This window comes from Paraciimarium castrense LEGE 11436 (assembly GCF_056633055.1).
In genome coordinates, this window is the sequence record NZ_JBSJOW010000006.1 from 185,376 (window position 1) to 210,631 (window position 25,256).

Below are 25,256 nucleotides of genomic sequence, written 5' to 3' on the forward strand. Positions count from 1 at the left end.
TTCTCGGTTCTCCTCAGTTCCCGGCCTTGGCGCCCACCCGGTTCGCCGGGCAGATGTTGAGCAGGGCTCCGGGCTTGCCGGGCACGGACCCCTTCACCACCAGCAGGTTGCGCTCGGTGTCCACCTTCAGGACCACGAGGCCGCGGGTGGTGATCTGTTTGCCGCCGTAGCGACCCGCCATGCGCTTGCCCGGGTAGATGCGGCCAGGCGTGGTGCCGGCGCCGGTGGAGCCTGGCTCGCGGTGGTTCTTGGAGCCGTGGGTCATCGGACCGCGGCTGAAGCCATGACGCTTCTGGTAACCGGAGAAGCCCCGGCCCATGGTGTCGCCACTCACGTCGACCTTCTGGCCCGCCTCGAAGGCGGAGACAGAGACGACAGCGCCGAGCTCCAGCCCATCGAGACTGTCGACCCGGTACTCCTTGAGATGGCGGAGAACGTCCTCGCCAGACTTGGCAAGGTGGCCCTTGGCGGGCTTATTGACCAACTTCTCGCGGATGTCGCCGAAGCCGAGCTGCACGGCGGTGTAGCCGTCCGTGCTGCAGGATTTGAGTTGGGTGATGCGGCAGGGGCCAGCCTCGATCACGGTGACCGGGATGGACTTGCCTGCCTCGTCGAAGAACTGGGACATGCCCAGTTTCTTCCCAAGAATGCCGATGGACATTAGGTAGGGAGTCAACGCCAGCTGGACCACCGGACGAGTCCGGTGAAGCTGAGGCAGAGGTGGCGGTGGTCTGGCTGGGCCTTGAAAGTTCCGGCCTGGGATCGCCATCGGCCTGGCTGCCTTGAGTAGACAGCTGTTGCCGGTTCACCCGAAGGAGAACAGCACCAGGTGATGGGATGCCCGGATCACGAAGGTCAGGGCGCTAGCGAGACAGAGCGGACTCTGTTCAGCGCGGCTGGGACTGGCCTGGACCGGACTGGCCGCACTCCGGGGAGGGGCTGGCGCGTTCAGGAAGTTTCCCGGCGGGTGGTTCGGAGGATCGTGGTGCAGGCTGGAACCTGACATCGAGACCCGAACAATCCGCACTGGCCGGAGAGATCATCACCACTGATGATCTGGTGCAGAGATCCGGAGGCCCGGCTAGCGGACGGGCACGGATGCGAAGCACAGCGATCAAATGTAACCCATGGCTTGGCTTACCCCTGATGAACCGGCGGCCGGTCGGATCCCGACGGCGGTGTGTCAGCGGCTGCCCTGAGGTGTTCGTGAGGTGCTGCGGCCGCGATTCCTGGCCTGCCGAGCCTTGGCTCCTGGACCGGAACGGGGCTGGGGCTGTCAAACTTGCGGCGAGCCTGAGCCGATCTCACCATGCCACTGCTGCTCTCCGGTCGCGGATTCCGGCAGGATCTCGAAAAAGCAGGGGCCCTTGCCCTGTTCGCACCCCTGGAGGGAGGAGCCGAAACGCGCCTGATGCGCCGGCTTAGGGCCGCCGGCTACCGCGCTCAGATCACCTCAGCCCGTGGGCTCGGCGATCCGGAGGCGTTCCTGATGCAGCTGCACGGCGTGCGCCCGCCCCACCTGGGTCACCAGAGTGTGGGGCGAGCAGCGGCGGTAGGCGAGGTGCATCGGGTGATGCCCCAGCTGGGCAGCCTTCTGGAGGGCAGCGGCCCCATCCTGCTCTGGCTCCTGGAGGGCAAGGTGCTCTCCTCAGGGGAGCTGAGTTCCCTGATCGACATCACCCGGCGGGAGCCGCGGCTGCGCATCGTGGTGGAAATGGGTGGTGCCCGGGAGCTGCGTTGGCAGCCCCTGGAGCAGTTGCTGGTGGCGGCCTGAGCTCCCCTCCAGGCCTGGCCCTGACCCCGGACGCGGCCCTGCGCCAGGGGCGCTGGGTCAAGTGGATCGGCGGCGCCAGCAATCACGATCTGGCCGCCATCGAAGACCTGGCCGGGCTCTACGCCCTGGCCGGGGTCCACTGCGTGGACGTGGCCGCGGACCCGGCCGTCGTGGCGGCGGCCCGTCGGGGGCTCGACTGGGCCGACCGCCACGGCGCCCGGCGTCCCTGGCTGATGCTGAGCTTCAGCGACGGCGCCGACCCCCACTTCCGCAAGGCCTGGTTCGATCCCGGCGCCTGCCCGGCTGACTGCCCCCGCCCCTGCGAGCGGATCTGTCCTGCCCTGGCCATCGGCGAGGCGGCCACCGGTGCCGCCGGGGTGCTGGACGCCCGCTGCTACGGCTGCGGCCGCTGCCTGCCCGCCTGCCCCCATGGGCTGATCGAAGAACGCAGCCAGGTGCTGGAGGCCGCTGCGGTGGCGCCCCTGCTGCGCCAGCTGGCGCCCGATGCCGTGGAACTCCACACCCAGCCGGGGCGCCTGCAGGGCTTTCAGGAGAGGCTGGAGCAGCTGAGGGCCAGCGGTGTGCCGCTGCGGCGGCTGGCGGTGAGTGCCGCCGGCGACCTCACCGCCCGGGAGCTGTGGCAGCGCTATGGGGCCCTGCGCTCCTGCGGCTTTGCGCCCCTCTGGCAACTGGATGGCCGCCCGATGAGCGGTGATCTGGGCCAGGGCACGGCCCATGCCGCCGTGGCCTTGCTGCGGCGCTGGCAGGGGCAGCTGCCCCCGGGCCCCCTGCAGCTGGCCGGAGGCACCAACGGCGCCACCCTGACCCTGCTGGAGCGGCAGCCGGCCCTGGCCCGCGGCTGTGCCGGCGTGGCCTTCGGCGGTGTGGCGCGGCGGCTGTTGCAGCCGCTGCTGCAGGAGGCCCAGCGACAGGGCCGTTCGCTGCTGGCCCTGCCGGAACTCCTGCCCGAAGCACTTCAGCTGGCCCGCTCGCTGGTGGTGCCCTGGCTAGAACGAACAAGCCCACAGACCTGCCCACAGCCTTTGCGGTGCCCTTCTCCGAGCCCTTGACCCCCGCCGCTGATGGCGGGCCGCCGCCGCCTTCCACTCCGTTCAGCCAGCGGGTCACCGATGACCTCGACCGGATGCTGGCCGTGCTGCCGGACCCGGTGCAGAGAGCTCTGGCCAGCCAGGAGCGCCGCCAGCAGCTGCTCGAGGTGGTGCTCGACCTGGGCCGGGTTCCGGAAGCCCGCTACCCGGGGCGGGCCATTGAGCTGGGAGCGCAACCGGTGCAGAGCGCTGACCTGGAGGCGGTGGTGCGTCAGCTGGGGGCGTTCGGCAGCGACAACCGGGCCGGCATCGCCTCCACGCTGCACCGCATCAGCGCCATCCGCAACCGCACCGGCACCGTCGTGGGCCTCACCTGCCGGGTGGGTCGCGCCGTGTTCGGCACGGTGGTGATGGTGCGTGACCTGCTCGATTCAGGCCAGTCGCTGCTGCTGATGGGGCGCCCAGGGGTCGGCAAGACCACCGCCCTGCGGGAGATCGCCCGGGTGCTGGCCGACGACCTCTGCAAGCGCGTGGTGGTGATCGACACCAGCAACGAGATCGCCGGCGACGGCGACATCCCCCATCCGGCCATCGGGCGGGCCCGGCGCATGCAGGTGGCCCGCCCCGAGCTGCAGCACGAAGTGATGATCGAGGCTGTGGAAAACCACATGCCCGAAGTGATCGTGATCGATGAGATCGGCACGGAGCGGGAGGCCCAGGCGGCACGCACCATCGCCGAGCGGGGCGTGATGCTGGTGGCCACGGCCCATGGCAATGAGCTCTCCAACCTGATCAAGAACCCCACCCTCAGCGACCTGGTGGGCGGCATCCAGTCGGTGACCCTGGGAGACGAGGAGGCTCGACGGCGCCGGACCCAGAAGACCGTGCTGGAGCGGGCCGCCGAGCCCACCTTCCCCCTGGCGGTGGAGATGCACAGCCGCCATCGCTGGCTGATCCACAACGAAGTGGCCGGCACGGTGGACCTGCTGCTGCGGGGCCAGGTGGCCCGGCCCCAGGTGCGGGAGCTCGGCCCCGATGGCCGACTCCAGCTCCGGGATCCGCCGCTGGCGACGCGGGGCCCGATCCCCCCGGCAGCGCCCCGTCTGAGCCAGCGCCCCCTGCCGCTGCTGGACCTTGACCCGCTGCCAGCCGCTGTCGGCCTCGAGCCGCAGCCCCTGGAGGTTGAGATGGGCCCGGCCTGCCGGGCCCCGCTGAGGGTCTACGGCGCCGGGGTCAGCCGCAGCCTGCTCGAGCAGGTGGTGCGGGCCCGCCAGCTGCCCGTGGAGGTGGTGGGCAGTGTGGAGCTGGCCGATGTGGTGCTCAGCGCCCGCCAGCAGCTCGGCCGCGATCCCCACGTGCGTCGACAGGCCCAGGACCTGGGATTGCCGATCCTGGTGATCAAGAGTGCCGCCCTGCCCCAGTTGCAGCGCGCCCTGGAGCGGCTGCTGGCCCGCCGCCGCCCAGCCGAGGAACCCGCCCTGGACGCCGCTGCGGCAGACGATGCCCACGCGGCTCTGGAAGAGTGCCGGCTGGCGCTGGAGCAGGTGGTGCTGGCCCGGGGCCAGCCGGTGGAGCTGCTGCCCCGCAGCGGGCGCGTGCGCCAGCTGCAGAGCGAGTTGGCCGGCCGCTACCGGGTGCGCTCAGCAGTGTTTGGCCACGCTGGCGACCAGCGTCTGCGCCTGTTCCCGGCCTGATGCTCCGGAGCGATCGGCGGCCAGGCGTTGACGAAGGACCAGGCGTTGTGGGTAACTAGCTAGGCCCTGGTGAATCTGGGGTGACAGCCGCTCGGAGATTCCTCCCGTGTGGCCTAGCGTTCCTGGGATGCTTCCGCGCAGAGCTCCCTGTCCCTGGGGGATGTTCCCTCAGTGGCCAGTCAGTTCAGCGGCAAGCCCGTCAAGGGGCCAGTAATGGGCCGTCGCCAAGTGGTAAGGCAGCGGGTTTTGGTCCCGCCATTCCTAGGTTCGAATCCTAGCGGCCCAGTTTCAACTCCCTCCCGGCTCAGACCGTGCCCCAGCCTGTCTGTCCCGGCCTGGGCCCACTTCGGTTTGCGTCGCACCGCACCGCACCGCACCGGCCCCCCCTGCCCCGGGCCGTCCCGCCTGGACCGGGGTCTCAGCACCTCCCCCTCTGAGTAAGCCCCGATGGCTGGCTCTCCGCTGCTTGTGTTCGACTTCGACGGCGTCCTGGTCGACGGGATGGCCGAGTACTGGTGGGCGGCCAGCAGCGCCGCCGAGCGGCTGCTGCCCGGCCTGGCTTGGCCGCGACAGCCCCCCGCGGCCTTTGCGCGCCTGCGCCCCCTGATTCACAAGGGCTGGGAGATGGTGCTGATGGCCGCCGAGCTGTCGCGCCACGACCTCGACCTCGAGGGGCTCGTGGCCGGCTACGGCGAGGCCGTGCCCCTGGCCCTGGCCCGCTGGGGCTGGAGCGAAAGGCAGCTTCAGGGGATGCTGGAGCAGGTGCGGACGGAGGCGATCGCCGCCGATCCCGCCGCCTGGCTGGCCCTGCATCGGTTTTATCCCAACGTGGTAGAGCGCCTGCGGCAGCTGGAAGGGGAGAGCAGCGGCTGGGCCGTGCTCACCACCAAGGGCGCCGCTTTCGCCCGCGAGATCCTGCGCGGTGCGGGGCTGGAGCCCCGGGCGCTCTATGGCCATGACCAGGGCAGCAAGCCCGAGGTGCTGCGCCGCTTGCAGCTCGACCACCCCCGGCTCTGGTTCGTCGAAGACCGCCGCCCCACCCTGGAGCTGGTGGCCGCTGATCCGGAGCTGGTGGCGGTGCGCTGTTTTCTGGTCAGCTGGGGCTACCTGGGGCCCCGCGATGGCCTGGAGCTGCCGGCCCGGCTCCACTGGCTCACGCCGGAGCGGTTCGCGGCCCCCCTGGCAACCTGGCCCTGAACCGTTAGAGTACGTGCGTACTAGGCTCGATTGAGACGCCGGCCTTCGCGGGTGGTACTGACAATCCAGTGGTCGCAGGATGGCTCCGCGGCCCGTTCCATCGTTGATCCGATTCCATGCCTGCTGATTCCAAGGCCGCTTCCTACGTCTCTGCCGCTGCCTCCTCGGGGGCTCCGACTTCCCCCGCCGATGTCCGGGCCGCCGCCGAGCGGGACAAGGCGCTCGGCCTGGTGCTCAACCAGATCGAGCGGAATTTCGGCAAGGGCTCGATCATGCGCCTGGGGGACGCCTCCCGCATGCGGGTCGAGACCGTCTCCACCGGGGCCCTGACCCTCGATCTGGCCCTCGGCGGCGGCTACCCCAAGGGCCGGGTGGTGGAGGTGTACGGGCCGGAGAGCTCCGGCAAGACCACCCTCACCCTCCATGCGATCGCCGAGGTGCAGAAGCGGGGAGGCGTGGCCGCCTTCGTGGATGCGGAACACGCCCTCGATCCGGTCTACGCGGCGGCACTTGGCGTCGACATCGAGAATCTGCTGGTGTCGCAGCCGGACACCGGCGAGATGGCCCTGGAGATCGTCGACCAGCTGGTGCGCTCCGCCGCCGTGGACATCGTGGTGGTCGATTCCGTGGCAGCCCTCACCCCCCGGGCTGAGATTGAGGGCGAGATGGGTGATCTGGCCGTGGGCAGCCAGGCCCGCCTGATGAGCCAGGCGATGCGCAAGATCACCGGCAACATCGGCAAGTCCGGCTGCACGGTGATCTTCCTGAACCAGCTGCGCCAGAAGATCGGCGTCACCTATGGCAGCCCGGAGACCACCACCGGCGGCAATGCCCTCAAGTTCTATGCCTCGGTGCGTCTCGACATCCGCCGCATCCAGACCCTCAAGCGCGGCACCGAGGAGTACGGCATCCGGGCCAAGGTGAAGGTGGCCAAAAACAAGGTGGCCCCGCCGTTCCGGATCGCCGAATTCGACATCCTCTTCGGCCGCGGCATCAGCACCCTGGGCTGCCTGCTGGACCTGGCCGAGGAAACCGCCGTGGTGATCCGCAAGGGCGCCTGGTACAGCTACGAGGGCGACAACATCGGCCAGGGGCGCGACAACACCATCACCTGGCTGGAGCAGAACCCCCACAAGGCCTTGGAGATTGAGCAACGCACCCGTCAGATGCTCAAGGAAGGCTCCGAGGTGATGGCCAACTCGCTCAAGCCTCTGGCCGCCGCGGCCAAGGCTGCTGCCGTTGTCCAGGCGGTGAGCCCTGAGGAGGGGCCTGGGGCCCCTGGGGCGGGCGATCTGCCGGTGGCCGGATGACCCAGGCGGGCAGGCTGAGCCCTGAACGCCCCTCAGGCCACGGCGGCCTCAGGGGCGGGGCCGCTCTGCAGCACCTGGGCCACCCGTTGCAGCTCCTGGATGGCCTCGGCGCCTTCCAGCTTGACCAGTTCATGGCCGTTGCGGGACTCAATCCAGCTGATGCCGAAATCGGACACCAGGAACCGCACCATGTGATTGGCGCCGAGATTGGCGACGAAGGAAGCCCCGTGGCCGTCGCGGCCGTCCCCGCAGCTGTAGCAAGTGGCTGCCATGCCTCGGGCCTGGAGGCTCGAGGCCAGGGCCTGGAGGCTCATCACCAGATCTTGAACAACGGAGCGGTACTGCTCCGCGAGCCGGGGAAACATGGCCGAAACTCACTGTCGGCCAACCCTAAGCTTTTCTTCCAATTTGCGTGAGTATGAATGCTCACCTCCTGACGGATGGTCTGGCACATGCCGTCTCAGCCGTCGGCCAGGGCCCACCAGCCCAGGCCAGGGCCGATGAAGCGCACCGTGAGCCAGAACAGCACCAGGGCGCCGATCCCCACCCAGGCGCCCCGGGTGGTGAGGGAGACGAAGCGATCGGCCTGGTTGCGGGTGAGGGGCAGCCAAGAGATGAGGCGCGGCGATGTGTCGGGCGTGGCCGTGCGCTTCGGGGCCCTCGGGGGCAGTCCCTGACTCTCGCGGCGGCGGGCCTCGCCCATGGGTGCAGCTCCTGGAACTCGATGCGTGCGCTCAGGCTACGGCCAGCGTTAGTGGGGCAGCAGGCGGCTGAGATTGACCCAGGGCTCCAGGGCCCGCAGCACCTGGCGTCCCCAGCTCCTTCCCCTCAGGCGGCCGTCCAGCACCGCCAGCCGGCCCCCCTGGCGCCGTAAGCCCCCCACGGCCAGCTGCAGCCGGGTGAGGCCGTCGGGCAGCAGGCGCTCGCGGAACCAGTCGCGCCCCTCCCGGCGCAGGGCCAGCACCTGGGCGGCGGTGAGGGGATCGTCGAGGCTGGCAATGGGCAGGAGCGCCACCACGATCTGAGCAGGATCGGGCATGCGGCCCTGGTGGGTCAGCCACCAGCTCCAGCGGGCGCACACCACACCATGGCTCTCGGGCGTCGTGTGCTCGTGCACCACCCGACTGCCGAATTCGGCCGCCAGGGCGCTGGCCAGGGAGAGGCGCAGTCCCGCATCATCGAGCAGCACCAGGGTGAGGCCCCCCTGGCCGAGCACCAGGCGGCGGCACTGCTCCAGCAGGTGTTCGCCGTAGCGCGGACTGTTGGGCAGGGGCTGGCGCAGCGGGGCATACAGGGGCAGAGGATCTGCCAGGGGCTCCGCCCCCAGATCCACGCAGACGTCGGGATCGAGCCCGAGGGCCGGGCCACCCGGAAGCCGCAGCTGCCCGACCGTGCTGGCCAGCTCCGCCACCACCACGGCGCCCTGCCCCTCCAACAGGCCCTCCAGCACCCGCAGGGGTTCGAGCGGCTGGCGGTGCAGGCTCCACTGCAGCAGCCGCGCGGCCGGCGGCAGACCCCCCACGGAGGCGGCCTCGGCTGCCCTGGTGGGCTCCAGCTCCGTCCAGCTCACCCAGCCATCGCCGCCACTGGATCGCCAGGCCGCCCAGGGCTCGGGCAGGGGATCGAGCAGCCCCAGCAGCTGGCGCAAGGGGGCCTCGTCTTCCGGGGCCAGCAGCAGCGGTCGCCTCGCCCCGCCCGGATGGGCCATCACCTGGCGGCTCATGCGGCTGTACAGCTCGCCGAGGCCGGTCCGCAGCGCGGGATGGGCGCGGGCCAGCCGTTCCCAGTCAGCGGCGTCGAGCCGCAGCGCCAGGCTGACCCTCAGGCGGGAGTCGAGTTGCTCGGCCTCCGGGATCACCAGCTGACGCCCTTTCAGCTGGCCGCTGCGCCAGGCGTTCACCAGCTCAGGCACATCCAGCAGCCACACCTTGGCGTTGCCCGGGTCATCGCCCTCGTAGCAGGGCAGGCTGAGGCCGGCCTTGCTGAGGCGGGCCAGCTCCACCTGCAGCAGGCGCTGCCGCAGGCCCTGGCTGAGCACCAGCACCACCGGGGTCTCGCCGAGGGCCAGCGGCACCAGCAACCCCAGCAGCCAGCTGGGGTCGCTGCCGGGTGTCAGGCGCACCAAGGTGCGGTCGCCTCGCCGCAGGCTGCGGGCCACCAGCCGGCAGAGGCTGAGCTGGTGGGGCCAGGCATCATGAGCACCACGCCCCTCCCGCTGCAGCAGTGCTTTCAGCTCGTGGTGGGCGTGGGCCTCAAGCATCCGCCGTCAGCCGGGGGCCTGAATCGTACGAAGCTGGACGGGTGGCACTGCAACCATGACAACAGCACCGCCGTCGGCGATCCCGCCAGAATCTCCGACCGCCCTGCAGGGGCCTGTCGGCATCGTGGGGCTGGGCCTGATCGGCGGCTCCCTCGGCCTCGATCTGCAGGCCCTGGGTCTCGAGGTGCGGGCCCTGGTGCGGCGCCCAGCCACGGCGGAACGCGCCCGGCAGCGCCAGCTGGCCACGGCGGTGAGCGATGACCCGGCGCTGCTGCAGGACTGTTCCCTGGTGGTGCTGGCCCTGCCCCTCGATGGCCTGCTGGAGCCGTCCCCCCAGCTGGTGCAGGCCCTGCCACCGGCGGCGGTGGTCACCGATGTGGGCTCGGTCAAGGCTCCGGTGCTGGAGCGCTGGTCAGGGTTGCATCCCCGCTTCGTGGCCAGCCATCCCATGGCCGGAACGGCGGCCGCCGGTGTGGAGGCGGGCGTACCGGGGCTGTTTCGCGGCCGGCCCTGGGTGCTGACGCCTGGGGAGGCGACTGAGCAGGAGGCGTCAGCGCTGGTGTGGGCCCTGGCCGAGGCGGTCGGTGCCCGGCCGCTCAGCTGCTCTGCGGTGGCCCATGACCGCGCTGCGGCCCTCATCTCCCATCTGCCGGTGCTGGTGAGTGCCGCCCTGCTGCAGAGCGTTGATGCCGCGGCCGGAGCCCAGGGGGGAGAGCTGCCGGATCTGGTGCGCGCCCTGGCCTCCAGCGGCTTTGCCGACATGAGCCGGGTGGGAGGGGGCAATCCGGCCTTGGGGACCCTGATGGCCCGCAGCAACCGGATCGCCCTCCAGGAGGCCCTGACGGCCTACCGGCTCAGCCTTGAGGCCCTGGAGCACCGCCTCGCCTCGTCCGACTGGGACGCCCTGCAGGCCGACCTCAGCGCCTGTCAGCGGCTGCGCCCGCAGTTTCTGTGAGCTCTTGGGCCACGCTCCGCAGGTCCAGCCGGCGGCCCCGCCGCGCCAGCAGCTGGCGGCTGGCCATCAGTGCCGAGAGGCTCACGCCTGCGGTGCCCTCGCCCGGGTAGATCGCATCTCCACACAGCCACAGGCCCTCGATCGGCGTGCGGCTGGCCAGGCCGAAGGGTCCGAAGTTCCCCGGTCGCTGGCCCAGTCCGCCCACGAAGCCGAAGGGACGGCCGGTCCAGCGGGCAAACCCCCGCGGCGTGGCGAGCTCGCGGTGCCGCCAGGCGGAGGGGTCCAGGCCGAGCAGTTGTTCCAACCCCCGCTGGATGGCGGCCATGGCCCGGGTCTTGGCCGCCCCGTAGGCCTGCCGTTCGAGGCTGAACCAGGGGCGGGCCGGGGTGAACACGCTGGCGATCACGGTGGCCTGCCCCTCCGGCGCCCGGCCGTCGCCGGGCTGACTCACCGACACGAACAGAGCGCCGGGATCGTCCCACGCCAGCTGCAGGTGGCAGGGACAGTCCGCGGGCAGGGCCTGGCGATCCACAGCCCCGTAGAGCACCAGGGCCCCGGAGGGATCAGCCAGCTGGTCGAGCCGGCGTCGGTAGGGCGCCCCCAGGGTGGGGGAGTCCAGCAGCTGGGGCAGGCCCTGGGGCGGGATGGCCAGCACGAGGTCGCGGGCCGTGCGTTCAAAGCCCTCTGCCTGGCGCTGGAGGCCGCAGCGCTGCCCCTGGAGCTGCCAGCCCTCGCCCTGCCGCTGCAGCCGCTCCACCCGGTGCCCCAGGCGCAGGCGACCCCCAGCCTGGTCCAGGGCCTGCTCCAGGGCCGCGCTCAGGCTCTGCATCGAGCCCTCCAGGTGCCAGAGCCCCAGGGGCTCCTGGGCCATGGCCAGCACCGTGGCCCCGTAGAGGGCGGCGGTGCGGTCGGAGGGCTCCTGGGAGTAGAGCCGCAGCTGCAGATCCAGAAAGCGGCGCAGCCGCTGGTCGTGCCCGCAGCCGACCAGGGCCAGCAGGTCGGCCACGCTGGCCGCGGCGAACAGGCCGCTGGCCAGGTTGGCGGGCCGAAGAGCCCCCAGCAACCGGCCCAGATCCCAGCCATTGCGCGGTGGCAGCACAGGGTCCCGGGCTGCGAAGCCCCAGTTGGCGCGGTGCAGGGCCGCGCAGAGGCGCCAGAAGGGCTCACTGCCCGGAAACTGGCTCAGCCGCTCCTGCCGCCAGCGCTCGGGGTCGCGCCACAGCCTGACCGGGGCGCTGCCATCACCCAGGTGCACCACGCAGGCCGGATCGAGGGGACGGGCGGCCGGCAGGTCGATGCCCAGGTGCTGGAAGAGGCGGGCATGGCTGCCGCCGGGCTCCAGGCCGGCCACCTGGGTGGCCCCGACGTCAAACACGTAGGGGCCGCGTCGGAAGGTGCCGGCGCAGCCACCGCACTGGTCGTGGGCCTCGATCAGCTCCACCGCCAGGCCCGCATCGGCCAGCAGCGCCGCGGCCGTGAGTCCGGCGATGCCGGCCCCCACCACCGCCACGTCGAGCACCTCTGCCATGGCGGCATGCTGGCAGGCAGGTCTGCGGCGCCGTGGTGAGTGTCCCCTCCAAGCCCCTGGCCGCCTGGTGTGACGCCCGGCTGGGCTTCCGGCCCATCGCCCAGACCCCCGTAGCAGGCGGCTGCATCCATCGAGCCTGGCGGCTGGTGGATGCCGAGGGCACGAGCGTCTTTGCCAAGACCGGCGGCAGCGGCGCCATGGCGCTGCTGGAGGCCGAGGCCACCGGGCTGGCCGCCCTGGGGGCCTGGCCGCCGGCCGGTCTGCGGGTGCCCCAGCCCCTGGCCCTGGAGCTGGTGGGCGAGCAGGCGGTGCTGGTGCTGCCCTGGCTGGACCTGGCCTCCGGGAGCACTGGGGGCTGGTCGCAGCTGGGTCAGGGCCTGGCGCAGCTGCATCGGGCCAGCAGGGGAGGGGAGGGCGGCCGGGGCTATGGCTTCGAGGCCGACAACTTCATCGGCTCAGCTCCCCAGGCCAACGGCTGGCTCCCCGGTTGGGCCAGCTTCTTCGTGCAGCGTCGCCTGAAGCCCCAGCTGGCCATGGCGGCGGCCCGGGGAGAGGCCTTCGCCAGCGCGGAGGCCGTTCTGGAGCGGGCGCACGAGCGGCTTGCCGCCCATGGGCCGGAAGCGGTGCTCGTGCACGGCGACCTCTGGAGCGGCAATGCCGGGCTGCTCCGCGGCGGCGGCGCGGCCCTGTTCGACCCCGCCGCCTACTGGGGCGACCGCGAAGTGGACCTGGCCATGGCGCAGTTGTTCGGGGGATTCCCCACCAGCTTTTTTACGGCCTATCAGGCCGCATGGCCCCTGCCCAGCGGGGCGGCGGGCCGTGTGGAGCTCTACAACCTGTATCACCTGCTCAACCACGCCAACCTGTTCGGCGGTGGCTACCGCAGGCAGGCCGAAGCGTCGATGCTCAGCCTGCTGAAAGCCCCCTGAGGCCAGGGGGACGGCCAGGAGTCCGTCAGGCCAGATACTCGTTGCGGAGTGTCTGCAGCTTGTTGACCACGGCGCTGCGCTTTTCGCTGGTGGTGAGGTTCTTCCAGCCCCACTGGCCCACCACCACCAGGCCGAGCAGCTCAAGCAGCCCAGGCACGACGGGCAGCAGGTTGACGGTGTCGAGCACGCCCTTGATCAGGATCTGGGCGATGATCACCACCAGCAGGATGCCGCCGGCCTTGCCGATCCGACCCATCTGACTCCAGTCGATCTGGCCGAGCGTCTGGTTGATGGTGCCGAGAACCTCCTTGTAGCGCTCCTTGAACGCGGCAGTGTCGATGCCGTCGCCCGCAGGGGCTTCCGGGGTCGACGTGGAATCAGCGTCGGCCATGGGCTCGGTTTCAACCGTGGGGGTAGGGGTGTCGCTCATGGCCTGGGCCGGGCTCCGGTTCACAGTGACCCATAAGGTATCGGGGTGCCCTCCGACGCGCCAACCGGCCTGGCTGTTGATCCCGGCTTGCTCACCGCCCTGGCCGCCGTGCTGCGCTCCGCTGCGCCCGAAGAGGGCTGCTGCCTGCTGCTGGGCTCGCGCCCGGGGCATGGCGTTGACCAGTGCTGGCAGCTGCAGCGGCTCTGGCCCTGTCTGAACGTGTGGTCGCCTCCCGGGGAGCGGCAGCGCCGTTTCGCCATTGATCCGAGGGAACAACTCTTGGCCCAGCGCTGGGCGAGGCAGCAGGGGCTGCAGGTGCTGGGCTCTGCCCACAGCCACCCGCAGAGTGCTGCGGAACCCTCGCCCACCGACCGGGCCCTCAGCTGCACCCCAGCCCTGATGGTGATTCTGGGTCGCCACGGCGAGACGCACGCCTGGTGGCTTGAAGAGGGGGAAACCCAGCCCAGGCGGCTGCCGTGGAGAATGGAGCATTGACCTGGCCCGAGGCTGTCTGGCCCCGGCCCCTCTCCGCCGATGCTCCCCCCCGACACCACTGGAGTCCAGCTCAGCCCCGATGAGGTGGTGCGCTTTTCGCGCCACCTGATCCTGCCGGAGGTGGGCATGGAGGGCCAGAAGCGCCTCAAGGCCTCCTCCGTGCTCTGCGTGGGCACCGGTGGCCTGGGCTCGCCCCTGCTGCTCTATCTGGCCGCTGCCGGCGTGGGCCGCATCGGCATCGTCGATTTCGACGTGGTGGACCACTCCAACCTGCAGCGCCAGGTGATCCACGGCACCAGCTGGGTGGGCAAGCCCAAGATCGAGTCGGCCAAGGCCCGCATCCTCGAGATCAACCCCCACTGCCAGGTGGACCTCTACGAGACGGCTCTCACCAGTGAGAACGCCCTGGCGATCCTCGAGCCCTACGACCTGGTCTGCGACGGCACCGACAACTTCCCCACCCGCTACCTGGTGAACGACGCCTGCGTGCTGCTGGGCAAACCCAACGTCTACGGCTCGATCTTCCGCTTCGAGGGTCAGGCCACGGTGTTCAATCTGGATGCCGAAAGCCCCAACTACCGCGACCTCTTTCCCGAGCCGCCGCCGCCGGGCATGGTGCCCTCCTGCGCCGAAGGCGGGGTGGTGGGTGTGCTGCCCGGGATCATCGGCGTGATCCAGGCCACGGAGGCGGTGAAGATCATCACCGGCCTGGGCACCACCCTCAGCGGCCGCCTGCTGCTGTTCGATGCCCTGGGGATGAAGTTCAGGGAGCTGAAGCTGCGCCCCAACCCCGAGCGGCCCGTCATTGAGAAGCTGATCGACTACCAGGAGTTCTGCGGCGTGGGCGGCACGGCCCCGGGCCAGGAGGAGGCTGGCAGTGTGCCCAGCATCACGGTGGCGGAGCTCAAGACCGTGCTCGATGGTCAGCTCCAAGACATCCTGCTGCTGGATGTTCGCAATCCCCCGGAGGCTGACATCGCCGTGATTCCCGGGGCGGTGCTGGTGCCGCTTGACCACATCGAGAGCGGCGAGGCCATTGAGCAGGTGCGCCAGCTGGCCGCTGGCAAGCAGCTCTATGTGCATTGCAAGCTGGGCGGCCGCAGTGCCAAGGCCCTGATCGCCCTCGGCCGCCACGGCATTGAAGGGGTGAATGTGAATGGCGGCATCGACGCCTGGAGCCAGGAGGTGGATCCCTCTGTGCAGCGCTACTGAGCTGAGGCACTGCTGAGCCTTCGGGCTCAGTAGTCCACCCCGCGTTTGAGATCCACGCCGCGCTCGGCGTAGTGCTTGTGGCACACCATTTCGGAGTGCACCGTGGCGAGGTCGAAGTAGGCGGGTCGGTTGCGGCAGCGGCCGGTGAGAATCACCTCGGTTTCGGCTGGCTTGCGCAGCAGCGTCTGCACAATCGGCTCCTGGGGCAACAGTTCCAGATCCACGGTGGGGTTGATCTCATCGAGGATCACCGTCTTGTAGAGGCCGCTGGAGATGGCGGCCCTGGCGATCTCCCAGGCCCTCTCCGCCTCCACGTAGTCGATGGGCTGCTGCTGGCCGCGCCACACGATCGCATCGCGGCCCGAGCGCAGGTGATCCACCAGATGGGGGTAGCTCTCGCGCAGGGCGGCGATCGCCGCGTCTTCGGTGTAACCCGTGCCTCCCTTGAGCCACTGCAGGATCAGCACCCGGTGGCTCTTGTCCTGGCTGATGCCCCGCCCGATCGCCTGCAGGGCCTTGCCCAGCGCGCTGGTTGACTTGCCCTTGCCCTCGCCGGTGTAGATCTCGATGCCGTCGAGGCCTGCGGCGGCGGTGGCGGCATCTCCATGGCGGCGATGGGCCCGCATCTCGGAATGCAGATCGGCCAGCTGCACCAGCTGGCGCGGGGCGCCCCGGCCGGTGCAGATCACCTCCATGCCATCGGGCTTGGCGGCCAGGCTGCGGCAGATCTCCTCCCCATCCAGCAGGCCCAGGTCGAGCACGGGGTTGAGCTCGTCGAGCACCACCACGGAGTAGAGGTTGCTGGCGATGGCGCCCTTGGCGATGTCCCAGCCGCGCTGGGCCTCCTGGCGGTCGAAGCGGGTGGCCTGCTCGGCGCTGAAATAGTCGCCCCGGCCGGTGCGCACCTGGTCGATCAGATGGGGAAAACCCTGCTGCAGGGCCTCGATGGCGGCATCCTCGTCGTAGGCCCTGCCAGGGCCCTTGAGGAAGCGCAGCAGCAGCACCCGGGTGCGCTTCTGCTCGCAGATTCCCAGGCCGATGGTGCGCAGCACCACCCCAAGGGCGGCCTGGCTCTTGCCCTTGCCATCGCCGTCATACACGTGCAGCTGGCCATGGGTGCGTTCATCGCGGCCCGAGGCGGTGCGGATGCCGATCCCCGAGGCGCTGCCGCTGGCTGATCCGCCGCCTGCGCTGCCCTGGCCCAGGCGAGACGGCTCGGTGGTGCTCGGACTCATCGCTGCCGTGCTTCGCCGCCGATGCTACCCACCGCAACCAGGCGCTTTGGTGACCAGCCGCCAGCCGCAGCTGCCAGGATCGAATCACGGCCCCCGTCCCCCCGCTCTTGCTTTCTTGACGTTCACCCCCCTGGAGCGCCTGCCCCCCAGCCTCGTGGAAAGGCTGGAGGCGTTGCGGCAGGCCATGGCGGCCCTGCCGCGGGTGGTGGTGGCCTACTCCGGCGGGGTGGACAGCGCCCTGGTGGCGTCCATTGCCGTGGAGCAATGCGGCAGCACGGCGCTGGCCATCACAGGGGTATCGCCGGCCCTGGCTCCTCACCTGCGCCAGGAGGCCGCCGCCCAGGCTCGCTGGCTGGGCATCGCCCACCGGGAGATTGCCACTGCTGAACTGGCTGATCCGGCCTATGCCTCGAACCCCTCTGAGCGCTGCTACGCCTGCAAGCGTGAATTGCATCGGCTGCTGGCACCGGTGGCCGCAGCAGCTGGCGATGCGATCGTGCTCGACGGCGTCAACCACGACGATCTCGGCGACCACCGCCCCGGCATCCGTGCTGCGCGGGAGCACGGGGTGCGCTCACCCCTGGCCGAGCTCGGCATCGGCAAGGCCGGGGTGCGTCAGATCTCCAGAGCCCTGGGCCTGCCCTGGTGGGACAAGCCTGCCCAACCATGCCTGGCCTCCCGCTTCCCCTATGGCGAGCCGATCACCGCGGCGCGGTTGCACCAGGTGGCAGCAGCCGAGGCCTGGTTGCTGGATCGGGGTTGGCCCCGGCTGCGGGTGCGCTGCCAGGGGGAGACGGCCCGCATCGAATTGCCGGAGTCGGAACTCACGGTTGCCCTGGAGCAGTGGCGGGATAGCTCCCGCCGACGGCAGCTGGTGGAGGCCTTCCTGGCCCTCGGGTTCACCGCCGTGGCGGTGGATCTGGAGGGCCTGGTGAGCGGCAAGCTCAATCGCGGCCTCGCCCCTCTCAGGCCGCCTCAGCGGGGAGACGGGTGCTGACCTGGATGGCCCCAGGGGTTTCGCGCCGGAAGCTGGTGAGCTTGTGCTCGGCGGCGACGAGCCCCTCGGCGAGCACGGCACAGGCCCGCTCGGGCATGGTGTGGTCGCCGCAGGTGAACACATCCACCGCCGCGTAGCCGGATTCCGGCCAGGTGTGGATGGAGATGTGCGATTCGGCCAGCAGGGCCAGTCCTGTGACGCCCTGGGGCTCGAAGCGGTGGGTGATCAGATTCAGAAGGGTGGCACCAGCCCGTTTCGCTGCGGCGGTGATGGTGTCCCTGAGAAAGGCTTCGTCGTCGAGCCGGGCGTGATCGCACCCGTAGAGCTCGAGAATGCAGTGTTTTCCGACGGTGTCGGTGATCGGAGCAGGCTGGCTGGAGGCTTGGGCGGCGGCGTGTGCTGCGGCTTGGGCTGCGTTCCATCCGGGGTGGGGATGGAGGCAAGGCAGGGTCTGGATCATCGAATCTGATCAAGGTGGAAGGCAACCTTACGTGACGCCGACTGTCCAGCGAGAGCGGGGCTTCTCAGACCCTGGCTCAGCTCGCCTCGACCACGGCGCCGCCCTGCAGCTGCACCATCTGGCTCTGCTGCCGCCAGCCCGCTCCAAAGGCGCCCAGGTGGGTGGCACTCACCAGACACTGGTGCCCGTCGCCAACGGCCTCGAGCAGCAACTGCTGGCGGTTGGGATCGAGCTCGGCCAGCACGTCGTCGAGCAGCAGCAGGGGCGGTTCGCCGATCACGCTGTGAACCAGCTCCAGTTCGGCCAGCTTGAGGGCCAGCACCAGGGTGCGCTGCTGCCCCGCCGATCCATAGCGCCGCGCCGGTTGGCCAGCGAGGCCGAAGGCGACCTCATCTCGGTGGGGCCCAACCCCGCACTGGCCCAGCCGCAACTCCTCGCTGCGCTGGGCGGCCAGCTGGGCCGCCAGGGCGGCACACCAGGGCTCCTCCGCCTCCTCCCCCTCCAGCTGGGTGCCACTGCGGTAGCTGATCGTGAGGGCATCGCGACCGCCGCTGAGGCGCTGCTGCCAGTTGCTGGCCAGGGGCTCCAGCCGCCGCAGGGCCCGGTGGCGGCGGCGATGCAGGCGCGTGCCCACCAGGGCCATCTGCTGGTCGAAGGCGTCCAGCAGTGCTGCCTGCTCGCGGCCGCCGAGGCCCCGCCGCAGCAGCTGGCTGCGCTGCCGCAACAGGCGGCCATAGCGGCTGAGCAGCTCGGCATAGAGGGGCTCCAGCTGCAGCACCACCCGGTCGAGCCATTGGCGCCGCCCCGCCGGCTCGCCCCGTACCAGCTCCAGGTCGAGGGCGCTGAAGCTCACGCAGCGCAGCGAATCCAGCAGGTCGTGCTGCCGCTCCAGCCCCTTGCCGTTGCGGCGCGCCTGGCGCCCGCCGCTGCGGCGCAGGTCGAGCTGCAGCAGGTCGCCGCCGGTGGTGAGGGCCTGGATCCGGGCCCCACGGCATCCCTGCTGAATCAGGTCCTGATCGGAGCCTGTGCGGTGGGAGCGCAGCGAGCCCAGCAGCTCCACGGCTTCCAGCAAGTTGGACTTGCCCTCACCATTGGGCCCCAGCACCAATAGCCGAGGAGCCTCCAGGCCCAGGTCGAGCCGAGCGATGTTGCGGAACTGCAGCAGCTCGAGACGATCCAGCCTGATGGGTCGGGAGGCGGCCAGCGGCTAGGCTAAGTCTGCAGCGGAGTCGATCCGCCGCCGGCGCCAGCCGAGTCCCCAGAGCCCTGGGCAACCGGCCAGCAACCCCTGAGGGGCGCAGGTTGGGCATGTAGCTCAGTTGGATAGAGCGTCAGATTCCGGTTCTGAATGTCGGGGGTTCGAGTCCCTCCATGCTCGTTGTGGTCAGCCGTTCCCTGTTCCCCTCCGGCCACGGCCGGAGGGTTTTTTCTGGCGGCTGGGCCTCAGAGCCGCAGGCCCATGGCCCGGATCCCGCCGGGATCCACGATGAAGCCCAGGCCTTGCAACGCCTTGACGGCCTCAGGAGGCGCCGACAGGGACACGCTGCAGCCGGAGAGCTCCCGGCGCAGCCGGCCCAGGGCTGCCTGCACCAGCGCCCGCAGCACCCTTTCGCGCTCGGGTTCCCCAGGGGCGCAGCAGAGGTCCCAGAGGTTGGCATTGAGAGCCAGATCACTGGTGACCCGCACGAAGCCCACCAGGCTGCCTCTGGGATCGGTCACCCCCAGGTGCCACAGGCTCCGCTCCAGCACCCGCTGCCAGCGGTCGGCCGATCGCGCCGCTTCGCCTGAGGCCACCAGCAGGCTGTTGAGCAGCTCAGCGGGCGGCCATGGATTGACCACCAGGGCGTAGCCCTCCCCCAACCGGGGCGGAGGGGTCTGGGGACGGAAGGGGATCAACAGGGAGCCCAGGGGAAACGCGTGCAGGAGGAGTCAGCCGGTGTTGCGCATGCCGGCGGCGATGCCGTTGATGGTGAGCAGGGCGCCGCGCAGCAGTTCACTGCGGCTGTAGGTGCGGCCGTCGGAACCGCTGCCGGTAGCTTCGCGCATCGGTGGTTGCCGGTTCTGGTCCCGCAGCCGCCGCAGCAGGGCCACCTGCAGAAAACCGAGGGGCACGATCGTGCGGTTGCGCAGGTCCACCGAGAGCTGCAGGGCCGGATCGCCATCGAGGAGGCGCTGGTGACCGGTGATGGCCAGCACCAGGTCGCGGGTGAGGTCGAACTCGGCGGCGATGGTCTGGAAGATCTGCTCGAAGGCCTCGCGCCGCTCGGGCCGCCCCAGGGCCTGCACGTAGTGGTGGGCCAGGTCGATGTCGACTTTCGAGAGCGTCATCTCCACCTTGGAGATCAGCATCCGGAAGAACGGCCAGCGCTGGTAGAGAAGCCGCAGCAGCTCGATCTGGCCAGGGTCCTGATCCAGCTCCTCGCGCAGGGCGGCCCCCACCCCGAACCAGCTGGGGAGGAGGAAGCGGCTCTGGGTCCAGCCGAACACCCAGGGAATGGCCCGCAGGCTGGAGAGGTCCTTGGCGCCACTCTTGCGCCGCGCCGGCCGGCTTGAAATCTGCAGCTTGCTGATCTCCTCAATGGGGGTGCACTGCTGGAAGAACGCCACCAGATCGGGGTTGTCGTGGACCAGGGCCCGGTAGAAGTCGCGGGAGCGGGCGGCCAGGCGCCCCATCAGCTCGTTCCAGCTCGGCGTGTTGTCCACCGGCGTGCTCACCAGGCTGTTCTGCAGCACAGCGGTGGTAAGGGTTTCGAGGTTGAAAAGTGCGAGCTCCGGCAGGGAGTATTTGGAGGCGAGCACCTCGCCCTGCTCGGTGATCTTGATGCGACCGCTGAGGGTTCCACTGGGCTGGGCCAGTACCGCCTGGTAAGCCGGACCGCCGCCCCGGCTGACGGAGCCGCCGCGGCCGTGGAAGATGCGCAGGGCCACATCGTGCTGGGTGGCGAGCTGCTGCAGGGCGATCTGGGATTTGTGGATCTCCCAGTTGCTGGAGAGAAAGCCGGAATCCTTGTTGCTGTCGGAGTAACCGAGCATCACCTCCTGCAGGGGCTGGCTGGCCTCGCTGGAGGTCAGCAGCCGCCGGTAGAAGGGCTGGCTGAACAGCTGGCCCATCACGGCCGGAGCGCGCTGCAGGTCTTCCACCGTCTCGAACAGGGGCACCACCAGCAGGCTGGTGGTCTGGGCCACCGGATCCACCAGCCCGGCCTCCTTGGCCAGCACCAGCACCTCCAGCAGGTCAGACACCGTGTGACTCATGGAAATCACATAGGTGCTGCAGATGCGGCAACCGAACTCCTGCTGCAGCCGCTGCAGCATCCGCAGCACGGCGAAGGTCTCGGAGGTGGCGGCGCTCCAGCTGGCGGCGGGGGGAAACAGGGGCCGGCGGGTCTGCAGCTCGGCCAGCAGCCAGTCCACCCGTTGCTCCTCCTCCATCTCGCCATACGGGGTGGGCAGCTGCAGGTAGCGGCTGAGTTCGTCGAGGGCGTCGCTGTGGCGGGTGCTCTCCTGGCGCACGTCGAGGCTGGCCAGGCAGAAGGCGAAAATCTGCACCTGGCTGATCAGGTGCTGCAGCGACTCGCAGCTCAGGCCGGTGCCCTCCAGGCTCTGCAGCACCAGCTCCAGATCGGTGCGGAAGTCGTCCACTGAGGCGTAGTGGAGATCCTGGAGGCCAGGGCCCACGGCCAGGTTGCCGCCGATGCCTGGTACGGCGGGAAGCCCGTCGCAGGGTGATTCCCAGCCGGTATCCGCCAGCAGCTGGTTGCGCTGCTGGGTGAGGTGCAATCGCGCCAGCACGTAGCTCAGCTTGAGGCGGTAGGGCTCAAGCCTGTACCGGGCGGCCCGCTCTTCGTAGATGTCGGGAAAGCGCAGCCGGTCCATCTCCAGCGACTCCAGCAGTGCCGGGCTCACCTGGCTCCACTGCATCGAGATGCTGAGCTGATCGCGCAGCTCACCCACCGCCTTCACGTAGCGCTCCAGCATCAGCTGGCGCTGAAAACAGGCGGTGCGCCAGGTGATGTCGGGGGTCACCGAGGGGTTGCCATCGCGGTCGGCTCCCACCCAGGAGCCGAAGGTGCAGAAGGAGTCCCGGGGGGGTTCCACATCGGGATAGCTGTCGGCCAGCGCCCCGGCGATCCGCACCCGCAGTAATGGCATCGCCTCGAACAGCACCTCCTGGAAGAAGTGCAGGGCGTAGTCGACTTCATCGAGCACCGTGGGCTTGAACTGGTGCAACTCGTCGGTGCGCCACCAGAGGCGGATTTCCTCCTCCAGTTGCAGCCGCATGCTCTGGCGCTCGACCCGGTTCAGGTCGCTCTCCTGCTGGAGCTTCTGGATCAGGGTGGCCACCCGCCGCTGCTTGTGCCGCACCGTGTGGCGCACGATCTCGGTGGGGTGAGCCGTGAACACCAGCCGCAGATCCAGGTTGCGCAGCAGGTTTTCGATCTGGGCCGGCGGCACGTTGAGGTTGCGCAGGCGCTCGAACAGCTGCCGAAAGGTGGCGGGCTCGGTCTGGCTGGCCAGGGGCGGCAGGAAGGGGTCGCTGGAGAGTGTTTCCGAGAGGGACTTGAGGCTGTCGAGGTAGGTGTCTTCCTCGATGTGTTGCTCGAGGATATTGACGAGCTGGAAATAGAGAGAAAAGGCCCTGGCGGCGGTAATGGCCTCGGCCAGATCCATCTCCCGGATCAGCCGCACGATGGCCGTGCTGGTGTCCATGCCGGAGGCATCGCCTTCGGCCGCGGGGGTGCCGTCGTCCTCCAGGGGATCACTCAGCCGCTTCAGCCTCAGCAGGCGTTCGGCGTGGTGGGGCGGACACTCACTGCGTAGCACCGTCTGCCAAAGGTCTTCGACCAGTTCCAGGCGCTCACCCAGCAGGCGGGTCGCCCGGCGGGAGGGTTCGGCGACAGGGGGGACCAACTGCCGCATGAAGGCTGGAGTGTCGTGACTTGTGCTGGTGATCATCCCAAAGGACCCTGGGCGGGGTCTGTGCCCAACGTGGCGGCCAGTTGCTGCTCCTGCGCCGCCATGGCGCTGATGTCTTCGCTCAGAATCGCACGAATCGACGTGCCACTCTGCTGACGACGCAGCCAGTCCATGGCCTGATTGCCGTGGCGCAGGAGCGCCTTCAGCGGGGCGAGCCGATCGCCCAGGCCCAGCTCCTCGGCCAGGGGGGCTGCCTCCTCCAGCATCTGCTCGATCCAGGCCCGGGCCTGCACCGCTCTGCCGTCGCGCCAGTGGCTCAAGGTGGCGTCAAGGCTGGAGCGGGCGGCGGCCTGGTCGTTGGCATCGGCGAGCAGGGCCAGCTCCGAGGGATCGAGGCTGCTGGCAAGGAACGGATCGCAGGTCTGGGGATCCCGTTGCACCTGCCACAGCCGCAGCTCCGCCAGGGCCGTGATCGCCAGCAGCACCTGCGGGTCGCTCACCAGATCGCAGATGCGGATCTCCAGCCGGTTCAGGTCGTAGGGGCGGTCGTCGCCATTGGGCCGCACGGAGGTCCAGAGATGCCGCACGTTCTGCATCGTGCCGGCCTGGAGCTGCTGCTCCATCCAGGCGATGTAGTGGTCGTGGTCGCGGAACAGGGGCACCCGCTCCGGCGTGAGGGGGAACTGGAGCCAGCGCTGGGAATGGGCGCCGGTGGCGGCACCGTCGAGGAAGGGGGAGCTGGCGCTGAGGGCGAGCAGCAGGGCGGCCTCGCAGCGCAGCAGCCTCAGGCCGGCGAACAGCGGCTGCATGGCCGTGAGGCCCAGGTTGATGTGCACGCTGGCGGTCACGACCCGGGTGCCGTAGGTGCGCTCGATGTAGTGGTGGTAGGGGTTGTCGGGGTCGGAGCGCTCGAAGCGCTGGCTGTCCCCCAGGCTCAGGGTGCTGCCGGGCAGCAGGGTCAGCCCCCGCTGCTGCAGCCAGCGGCGCAGGCGCAGCCGCGGTTCCAGCAGCAGGGCCAGCTGCTGGTCGTAGTCGGCCTCCGGGGCGGTGACGTATTCCAGATTGCGGCAGTCGGGCTCGGTGACAAACCCCTCCAGGGCCGCGGCCACCTCGGACGAGCAGCCCACCACCGTGCCGTCTGGCCTGCCGGTGTAGAGCTCCACCTCGAAGCCCTTGAGCATCAGCGCTGGCGTCATGGCTGGGGCGGCAGGGTGGCTCACGCCAGACAGGCCAGGGCCTTGAGCATGCCCCGGGCCTTGTTGAGGGTTTCCTGGAATTCCGCCTCGGGCCTGGAGTCGGCCACCAGGCCGGCGCCGGCCTGCACCTGCACCCGCCAGCTGCCGTTCGGGCCCGGCTGCACCACCATCGTGCGGATGGTGATGGCGGTGTTGAGGGCACCCCCGAGGTCCACGGCGCCGTACACCCCGGAGTAGGGCCCCCTGGCGTCGGGTTCGAGGGCATGGATCAGCTGCATGGCCCGGATCTTGGGAGCGCCGCTGACCGTACCTGCCGGGAAGGCTGCCATCAGCAGATCCCAGACGCTGTGCCCATCGCCCAGCAGTCCTTCCACCTGGCTGACGATGTGCATGACGTGGGAGTAGCGCTCGATCACCATCAGATCGGTCACGCTCACGCTGCCGGGGCGGCAGACGCGGCCGAGGTCATTGCGGCCCAGATCCACCAGCATCACGTGCTCGGCCCGTTCCTTGGGATCGGCCAGCAGCTCGGCCTCCAGGGCCTGGTCGCCCGCTTCATCGGTACCCCGGGGCCGCGTGCCGGCGATCGGCCGCAGGGAGGCCCGGATCCCTCCGCCCTCCACCGGATCGGCCTTCACCATCACCTCGGGACTGGAGCCGATCAGGTACCAGCCACCGAAGTTGAAGAAGGCCATGTAGGGCGATGGATTCACCATCCGCAGGCTGCGGTAGAGCTCAAAGGGATCCCGCTCGATCGTGGCTTCGAGCCGCTGGCTCAGCACCAGCTGAAACACATCTCCCGCAGCGATGTGCTCTCGTGAGCGCACCACGGCCGCCTCGAAATCGGCCTGGCTGCGGTTGCTGCGGGTGCGCAGCTCGGTGCCGCTGCGTTCATGCCACTGCAGCGGCACCACTCCAGCGGGAAGGGGGCCCTGCATGCGCTGCTCCAGGGCGGCGATCCGGGCCGTGGCCGCGGCGTGGGCTTCGCCCGGATCGCCACCCCGGCTCAGGTCGGCGTAGGCGACCGCCGTGATCTGCCGCTTCACCTGGTCAAACACGAGCAGGCTGTCGGCGAGCATCCAGCAACCATCCGGAGGCCCCTGAGGGTCGGCGGGGTGCACGGGCACGCTCGGCTCGATCCACTGGATCAGCTCGTAGCCCCAGAAGCCGAACAGGTGCCCCGCCGGCGGCAGCCCTGGCACCGGGGCGCTGCTGAGAGGCCGTAAACACTCTTGCAGCAGCTCAAACGGGTTGCCGCTCAGCTGCTCGCTACGGCCATCGCGCCACTGGCGCTGGCTGGTGGCCCCGCGGCTGGTGAGGGTCCAGAGCGGCTCACTCACCACGTAGCTCCAGCGGCCGATCCGCTCTCCCCCCTCCACCGACTCCAGCAGCACCCCATGGCTGCTGCCGGCACCCACCTTCAGCCAGGTGGTCAGAGGCGTCTCCAGGTCTGCCGGCCAGCGCTTCCAGATGGGGATGAAGGTGAGCCCGGCAGCCACCTGGGCCAGAAAGGTGGGGTCCGAGGAGCCAGCACCCAGGGAGCCAGCAGCCACGGGGTCTGGGCGATCGGACGGGGACATCGAGGAACCGGCAGGCAAAAAAAACGGGGCGCCGGGCC

The 25,256-nt window shown here is 70.0% G+C and carries 23 protein-coding genes and 2 tRNA genes; 12 read left to right on the top strand and 13 right to left on the bottom strand.

The features are described from left to right. Nucleotides 1-13: 13 nt before the first annotated feature. Nucleotides 14-661 (bottom strand): 50S ribosomal protein L3, encoded by a 648-nt coding sequence (gene rplC, locus ACWJIO_RS10780; RefSeq protein ID WP_480313333.1) that lies wholly within the window; start codon nt 659-661, stop codon nt 14-16. A 648-nt stretch (nt 662-1,309) separates the two neighbouring features. Between rplC and ACWJIO_RS10785 the strand changes: the two genes are divergently transcribed. The 6 genes from ACWJIO_RS10785 to recA all read left to right on the top strand — a co-directional run bounded on the left by ACWJIO_RS10785 (nt 1,310) and on the right by recA (nt 7,024). Then, nucleotides 1,310-1,774, top strand: a complete 465-nt coding sequence (locus ACWJIO_RS10785) for an NAD(P)H-quinone oxidoreductase subunit N (RefSeq protein WP_480313334.1) — start codon at nt 1,310-1,312, stop codon at nt 1,772-1,774. Nucleotides 1,775-1,794: 20 nt separating this feature from the next. Continuing rightward, nucleotides 1,795-2,844 (top strand): Light dependent period protein LdpA domain-containing protein, encoded by a 1,050-nt coding sequence (locus ACWJIO_RS10790; protein WP_480313391.1) that lies wholly within the window; start codon nt 1,795-1,797, stop codon nt 2,842-2,844. 74 nt (nt 2,845-2,918) lie between these two features. Next, nucleotides 2,919-4,517: an AAA family ATPase gene (locus ACWJIO_RS10795; protein ID WP_480313392.1), complete on the top strand. Its 1,599-nt coding sequence runs from the start codon at nt 2,919-2,921 to the stop codon at nt 4,515-4,517. Between the two features lie 214 nt (nt 4,518-4,731). Beyond that, nucleotides 4,732-4,803 (top strand) — tRNA-Gln (locus ACWJIO_RS10800). Between the two features lie 161 nt (nt 4,804-4,964). Continuing rightward, nucleotides 4,965-5,714, top strand: a complete 750-nt coding sequence (locus ACWJIO_RS10805) for an HAD family hydrolase (protein ID WP_480313335.1) — start codon at nt 4,965-4,967, stop codon at nt 5,712-5,714. Between the two features lie 116 nt (nt 5,715-5,830). Further along, the gene (recA, locus tag ACWJIO_RS10810) at nt 5,831-7,024 is read left to right on the top strand and encodes a recombinase RecA (RefSeq protein ID WP_480313336.1); all 1,194 of its coding nucleotides are present in this window, start codon (nt 5,831-5,833) and stop codon (nt 7,022-7,024) included. Between the two features lie 32 nt (nt 7,025-7,056). Here the strand turns inward: recA and ACWJIO_RS10815 are convergent, their stop codons facing one another. The 3 genes from ACWJIO_RS10815 to ACWJIO_RS10825 form a co-directional block, all read right to left on the bottom strand. Beyond that, nucleotides 7,057-7,389: a DUF1815 family protein gene (locus ACWJIO_RS10815; protein WP_480313337.1), complete on the bottom strand. Its 333-nt coding sequence runs from the start codon at nt 7,387-7,389 to the stop codon at nt 7,057-7,059. A gap of 95 nt (nt 7,390-7,484) precedes the next feature. Then, nucleotides 7,485-7,727, bottom strand: a complete 243-nt coding sequence (locus tag ACWJIO_RS10820) for a DUF2839 domain-containing protein (RefSeq protein ID WP_480313338.1) — start codon at nt 7,725-7,727, stop codon at nt 7,485-7,487. Between the two features lie 48 nt (nt 7,728-7,775). Then, entirely contained in the window at nt 7,776-9,284 is a 1,509-nt protein-coding gene (locus tag ACWJIO_RS10825) for a helicase (RefSeq protein WP_480313339.1), read from the bottom strand. Between the two features lie 55 nt (nt 9,285-9,339). Between ACWJIO_RS10825 and ACWJIO_RS10830 the strand changes: the two genes are divergently transcribed. After that, nucleotides 9,340-10,239, top strand: a complete 900-nt coding sequence (locus ACWJIO_RS10830) for a prephenate/arogenate dehydrogenase (RefSeq protein WP_480313340.1) — start codon at nt 9,340-9,342, stop codon at nt 10,237-10,239. Here ACWJIO_RS10830 and crtD read toward each other — a convergent pair. Continuing rightward, nucleotides 10,202-11,767 (bottom strand): C-3',4' desaturase CrtD, encoded by a 1,566-nt coding sequence (gene crtD / locus ACWJIO_RS10835; protein ID WP_480313341.1) that lies wholly within the window; start codon nt 11,765-11,767, stop codon nt 10,202-10,204. The genes ACWJIO_RS10830 and crtD overlap by 38 nt on opposite strands. Nucleotides 11,768-11,802: 35 nt before the next feature. Here crtD and ACWJIO_RS10840 point away from each other — a divergent pair, with 35 nt between their 5' ends. After that, complete coding sequence (locus ACWJIO_RS10840; RefSeq protein ID WP_480313342.1) at nt 11,803-12,696, top strand: fructosamine kinase family protein; 894 nt, start codon at nt 11,803-11,805, stop codon at nt 12,694-12,696. A 25-nt stretch (nt 12,697-12,721) separates the two neighbouring features. Here the strand turns inward: ACWJIO_RS10840 and ACWJIO_RS10845 are convergent, their stop codons facing one another. Next, nucleotides 12,722-13,126: a CAAD domain-containing protein gene (locus ACWJIO_RS10845; RefSeq protein ID WP_480313343.1), complete on the bottom strand. Its 405-nt coding sequence runs from the start codon at nt 13,124-13,126 to the stop codon at nt 12,722-12,724. Between the two features lie 45 nt (nt 13,127-13,171). Here ACWJIO_RS10845 and ACWJIO_RS10850 point away from each other — a divergent pair, with 45 nt between their 5' ends. Beyond that, on the top strand, nt 13,172-13,621 hold the full coding sequence (locus ACWJIO_RS10850) for a M67 family metallopeptidase (RefSeq protein ID WP_480313344.1): 450 nt from the start codon (nt 13,172-13,174) through the stop codon (nt 13,619-13,621). A 39-nt stretch (nt 13,622-13,660) separates the two neighbouring features. Beyond that, nucleotides 13,661-14,833 carry a molybdopterin-synthase adenylyltransferase MoeB gene (gene moeB, locus ACWJIO_RS10855; protein WP_480313345.1) on the top strand — a complete coding sequence of 391 codons (1,173 nt, stop codon included), beginning with the start codon at nt 13,661-13,663 and terminating at the stop codon, nt 14,831-14,833. A 26-nt stretch (nt 14,834-14,859) separates the two neighbouring features. On the opposite strand, the gene ACWJIO_RS10860 is transcribed toward moeB, so the two are convergent. Next, entirely contained in the window at nt 14,860-16,068 is a 1,209-nt protein-coding gene (locus tag ACWJIO_RS10860; RefSeq protein WP_480313346.1) for a cob(I)yrinic acid a,c-diamide adenosyltransferase, read from the bottom strand. A gap of 115 nt (nt 16,069-16,183) precedes the next feature. On the opposite strand from ACWJIO_RS10860, the gene larE reads away from it, so the two are divergent. After that, complete coding sequence (gene larE / locus ACWJIO_RS10865; protein ID WP_480313347.1) at nt 16,184-17,065, top strand: ATP-dependent sacrificial sulfur transferase LarE; 882 nt, start codon at nt 16,184-16,186, stop codon at nt 17,063-17,065. Here larE and speD read toward each other — a convergent pair. Beyond that, the gene (speD, locus tag ACWJIO_RS10870) at nt 17,034-17,525 is read right to left on the bottom strand and encodes an adenosylmethionine decarboxylase (protein WP_480313348.1); all 492 of its coding nucleotides are present in this window, start codon (nt 17,523-17,525) and stop codon (nt 17,034-17,036) included. The two genes, larE and speD, sit on opposite strands and share 32 nt — an antisense overlap. A gap of 76 nt (nt 17,526-17,601) precedes the next feature. Beyond that, on the bottom strand, nt 17,602-18,711 hold the full coding sequence (recF, locus tag ACWJIO_RS10875; RefSeq protein WP_480313393.1) for a DNA replication/repair protein RecF: 1,110 nt from the start codon (nt 18,709-18,711) through the stop codon (nt 17,602-17,604). A gap of 118 nt (nt 18,712-18,829) precedes the next feature. On the opposite strand from recF, the gene ACWJIO_RS10880 reads away from it, so the two are divergent. Then, nucleotides 18,830-18,903: transfer RNA gene (locus ACWJIO_RS10880), tRNA-Arg, on the top strand. Nucleotides 18,904-18,968: 65 nt separating this feature from the next. Here ACWJIO_RS10880 and ACWJIO_RS10885 read toward each other — a convergent pair. From ACWJIO_RS10885 to ACWJIO_RS10900, 4 genes are read right to left on the bottom strand one after another with little or no spacing between them, the layout of a single operon-like run. After that, complete coding sequence (locus ACWJIO_RS10885; RefSeq protein WP_480313349.1) at nt 18,969-19,421, bottom strand: N-acetyltransferase; 453 nt, start codon at nt 19,419-19,421, stop codon at nt 18,969-18,971. A 33-nt stretch (nt 19,422-19,454) separates the two neighbouring features. Continuing rightward, nucleotides 19,455-22,481: a phosphoenolpyruvate carboxylase gene (ppc, locus tag ACWJIO_RS10890; RefSeq protein ID WP_480313350.1), complete on the bottom strand. Its 3,027-nt coding sequence runs from the start codon at nt 22,479-22,481 to the stop codon at nt 19,455-19,457. Then, nucleotides 22,478-23,638: a glutamate--cysteine ligase gene (gshA, locus tag ACWJIO_RS10895; RefSeq protein ID WP_480313351.1), complete on the bottom strand. Its 1,161-nt coding sequence runs from the start codon at nt 23,636-23,638 to the stop codon at nt 22,478-22,480. Before gshA ends, ppc begins: the two co-directional genes overlap by 4 nt. Before the next feature lie 20 nt (nt 23,639-23,658). After that, nucleotides 23,659-25,218: an anthranilate synthase component I family protein gene (locus tag ACWJIO_RS10900; RefSeq protein ID WP_480313352.1), complete on the bottom strand. Its 1,560-nt coding sequence runs from the start codon at nt 25,216-25,218 to the stop codon at nt 23,659-23,661. Nucleotides 25,219-25,256 lie beyond the last annotated feature (38 nt).

Coding starts and splice junctions, on each gene's coding strand:
- ACWJIO_RS10860 (WP_480313346.1), bottom strand. CDS start 16,068: ATGAGTCCGAGCACCACCGAGCCGTCTCGCCTGGGCCAGGGCAGCGCA.
- rplC (WP_480313333.1), bottom strand. CDS start 661: ATGTCCATCGGCATTCTTGGGAAGAAACTGGGCATGTCCCAGTTCTTC.
- moeB (WP_480313345.1), top strand. CDS start 13,661: ATGCTCCCCCCCGACACCACTGGAGTCCAGCTCAGCCCCGATGAGGTG.
- ppc (WP_480313350.1), bottom strand. CDS start 22,481: ATGATCACCAGCACAAGTCACGACACTCCAGCCTTCATGCGGCAGTTG.
- ACWJIO_RS10795 (WP_480313392.1), top strand. CDS start 2,919: ATGCTGGCCGTGCTGCCGGACCCGGTGCAGAGAGCTCTGGCCAGCCAG.
- ACWJIO_RS10785 (WP_480313334.1), top strand. CDS start 1,310: ATGCCACTGCTGCTCTCCGGTCGCGGATTCCGGCAGGATCTCGAAAAA.
- ACWJIO_RS10825 (WP_480313339.1), bottom strand. CDS start 9,284: ATGCTTGAGGCCCACGCCCACCACGAGCTGAAAGCACTGCTGCAGCGG.
- ACWJIO_RS10820 (WP_480313338.1), bottom strand. CDS start 7,727: ATGGGCGAGGCCCGCCGCCGCGAGAGTCAGGGACTGCCCCCGAGGGCC.
- recA (WP_480313336.1), top strand. CDS start 5,831: ATGCCTGCTGATTCCAAGGCCGCTTCCTACGTCTCTGCCGCTGCCTCC.
- ACWJIO_RS10805 (WP_480313335.1), top strand. CDS start 4,965: ATGGCTGGCTCTCCGCTGCTTGTGTTCGACTTCGACGGCGTCCTGGTC.
- gshA (WP_480313351.1), bottom strand. CDS start 23,638: ATGACGCCAGCGCTGATGCTCAAGGGCTTCGAGGTGGAGCTCTACACC.
- crtD (WP_480313341.1), bottom strand. CDS start 11,767: ATGGCAGAGGTGCTCGACGTGGCGGTGGTGGGGGCCGGCATCGCCGGA.
- ACWJIO_RS10845 (WP_480313343.1), bottom strand. CDS start 13,126: ATGAGCGACACCCCTACCCCCACGGTTGAAACCGAGCCCATGGCCGAC.
- speD (WP_480313348.1), bottom strand. CDS start 17,525: ATGATCCAGACCCTGCCTTGCCTCCATCCCCACCCCGGATGGAACGCA.
- ACWJIO_RS10830 (WP_480313340.1), top strand. CDS start 9,340: ATGACAACAGCACCGCCGTCGGCGATCCCGCCAGAATCTCCGACCGCC.
- ACWJIO_RS10900 (WP_480313352.1), bottom strand. CDS start 25,218: ATGTCCCCGTCCGATCGCCCAGACCCCGTGGCTGCTGGCTCCCTGGGT.
- ACWJIO_RS10815 (WP_480313337.1), bottom strand. CDS start 7,389: ATGTTTCCCCGGCTCGCGGAGCAGTACCGCTCCGTTGTTCAAGATCTG.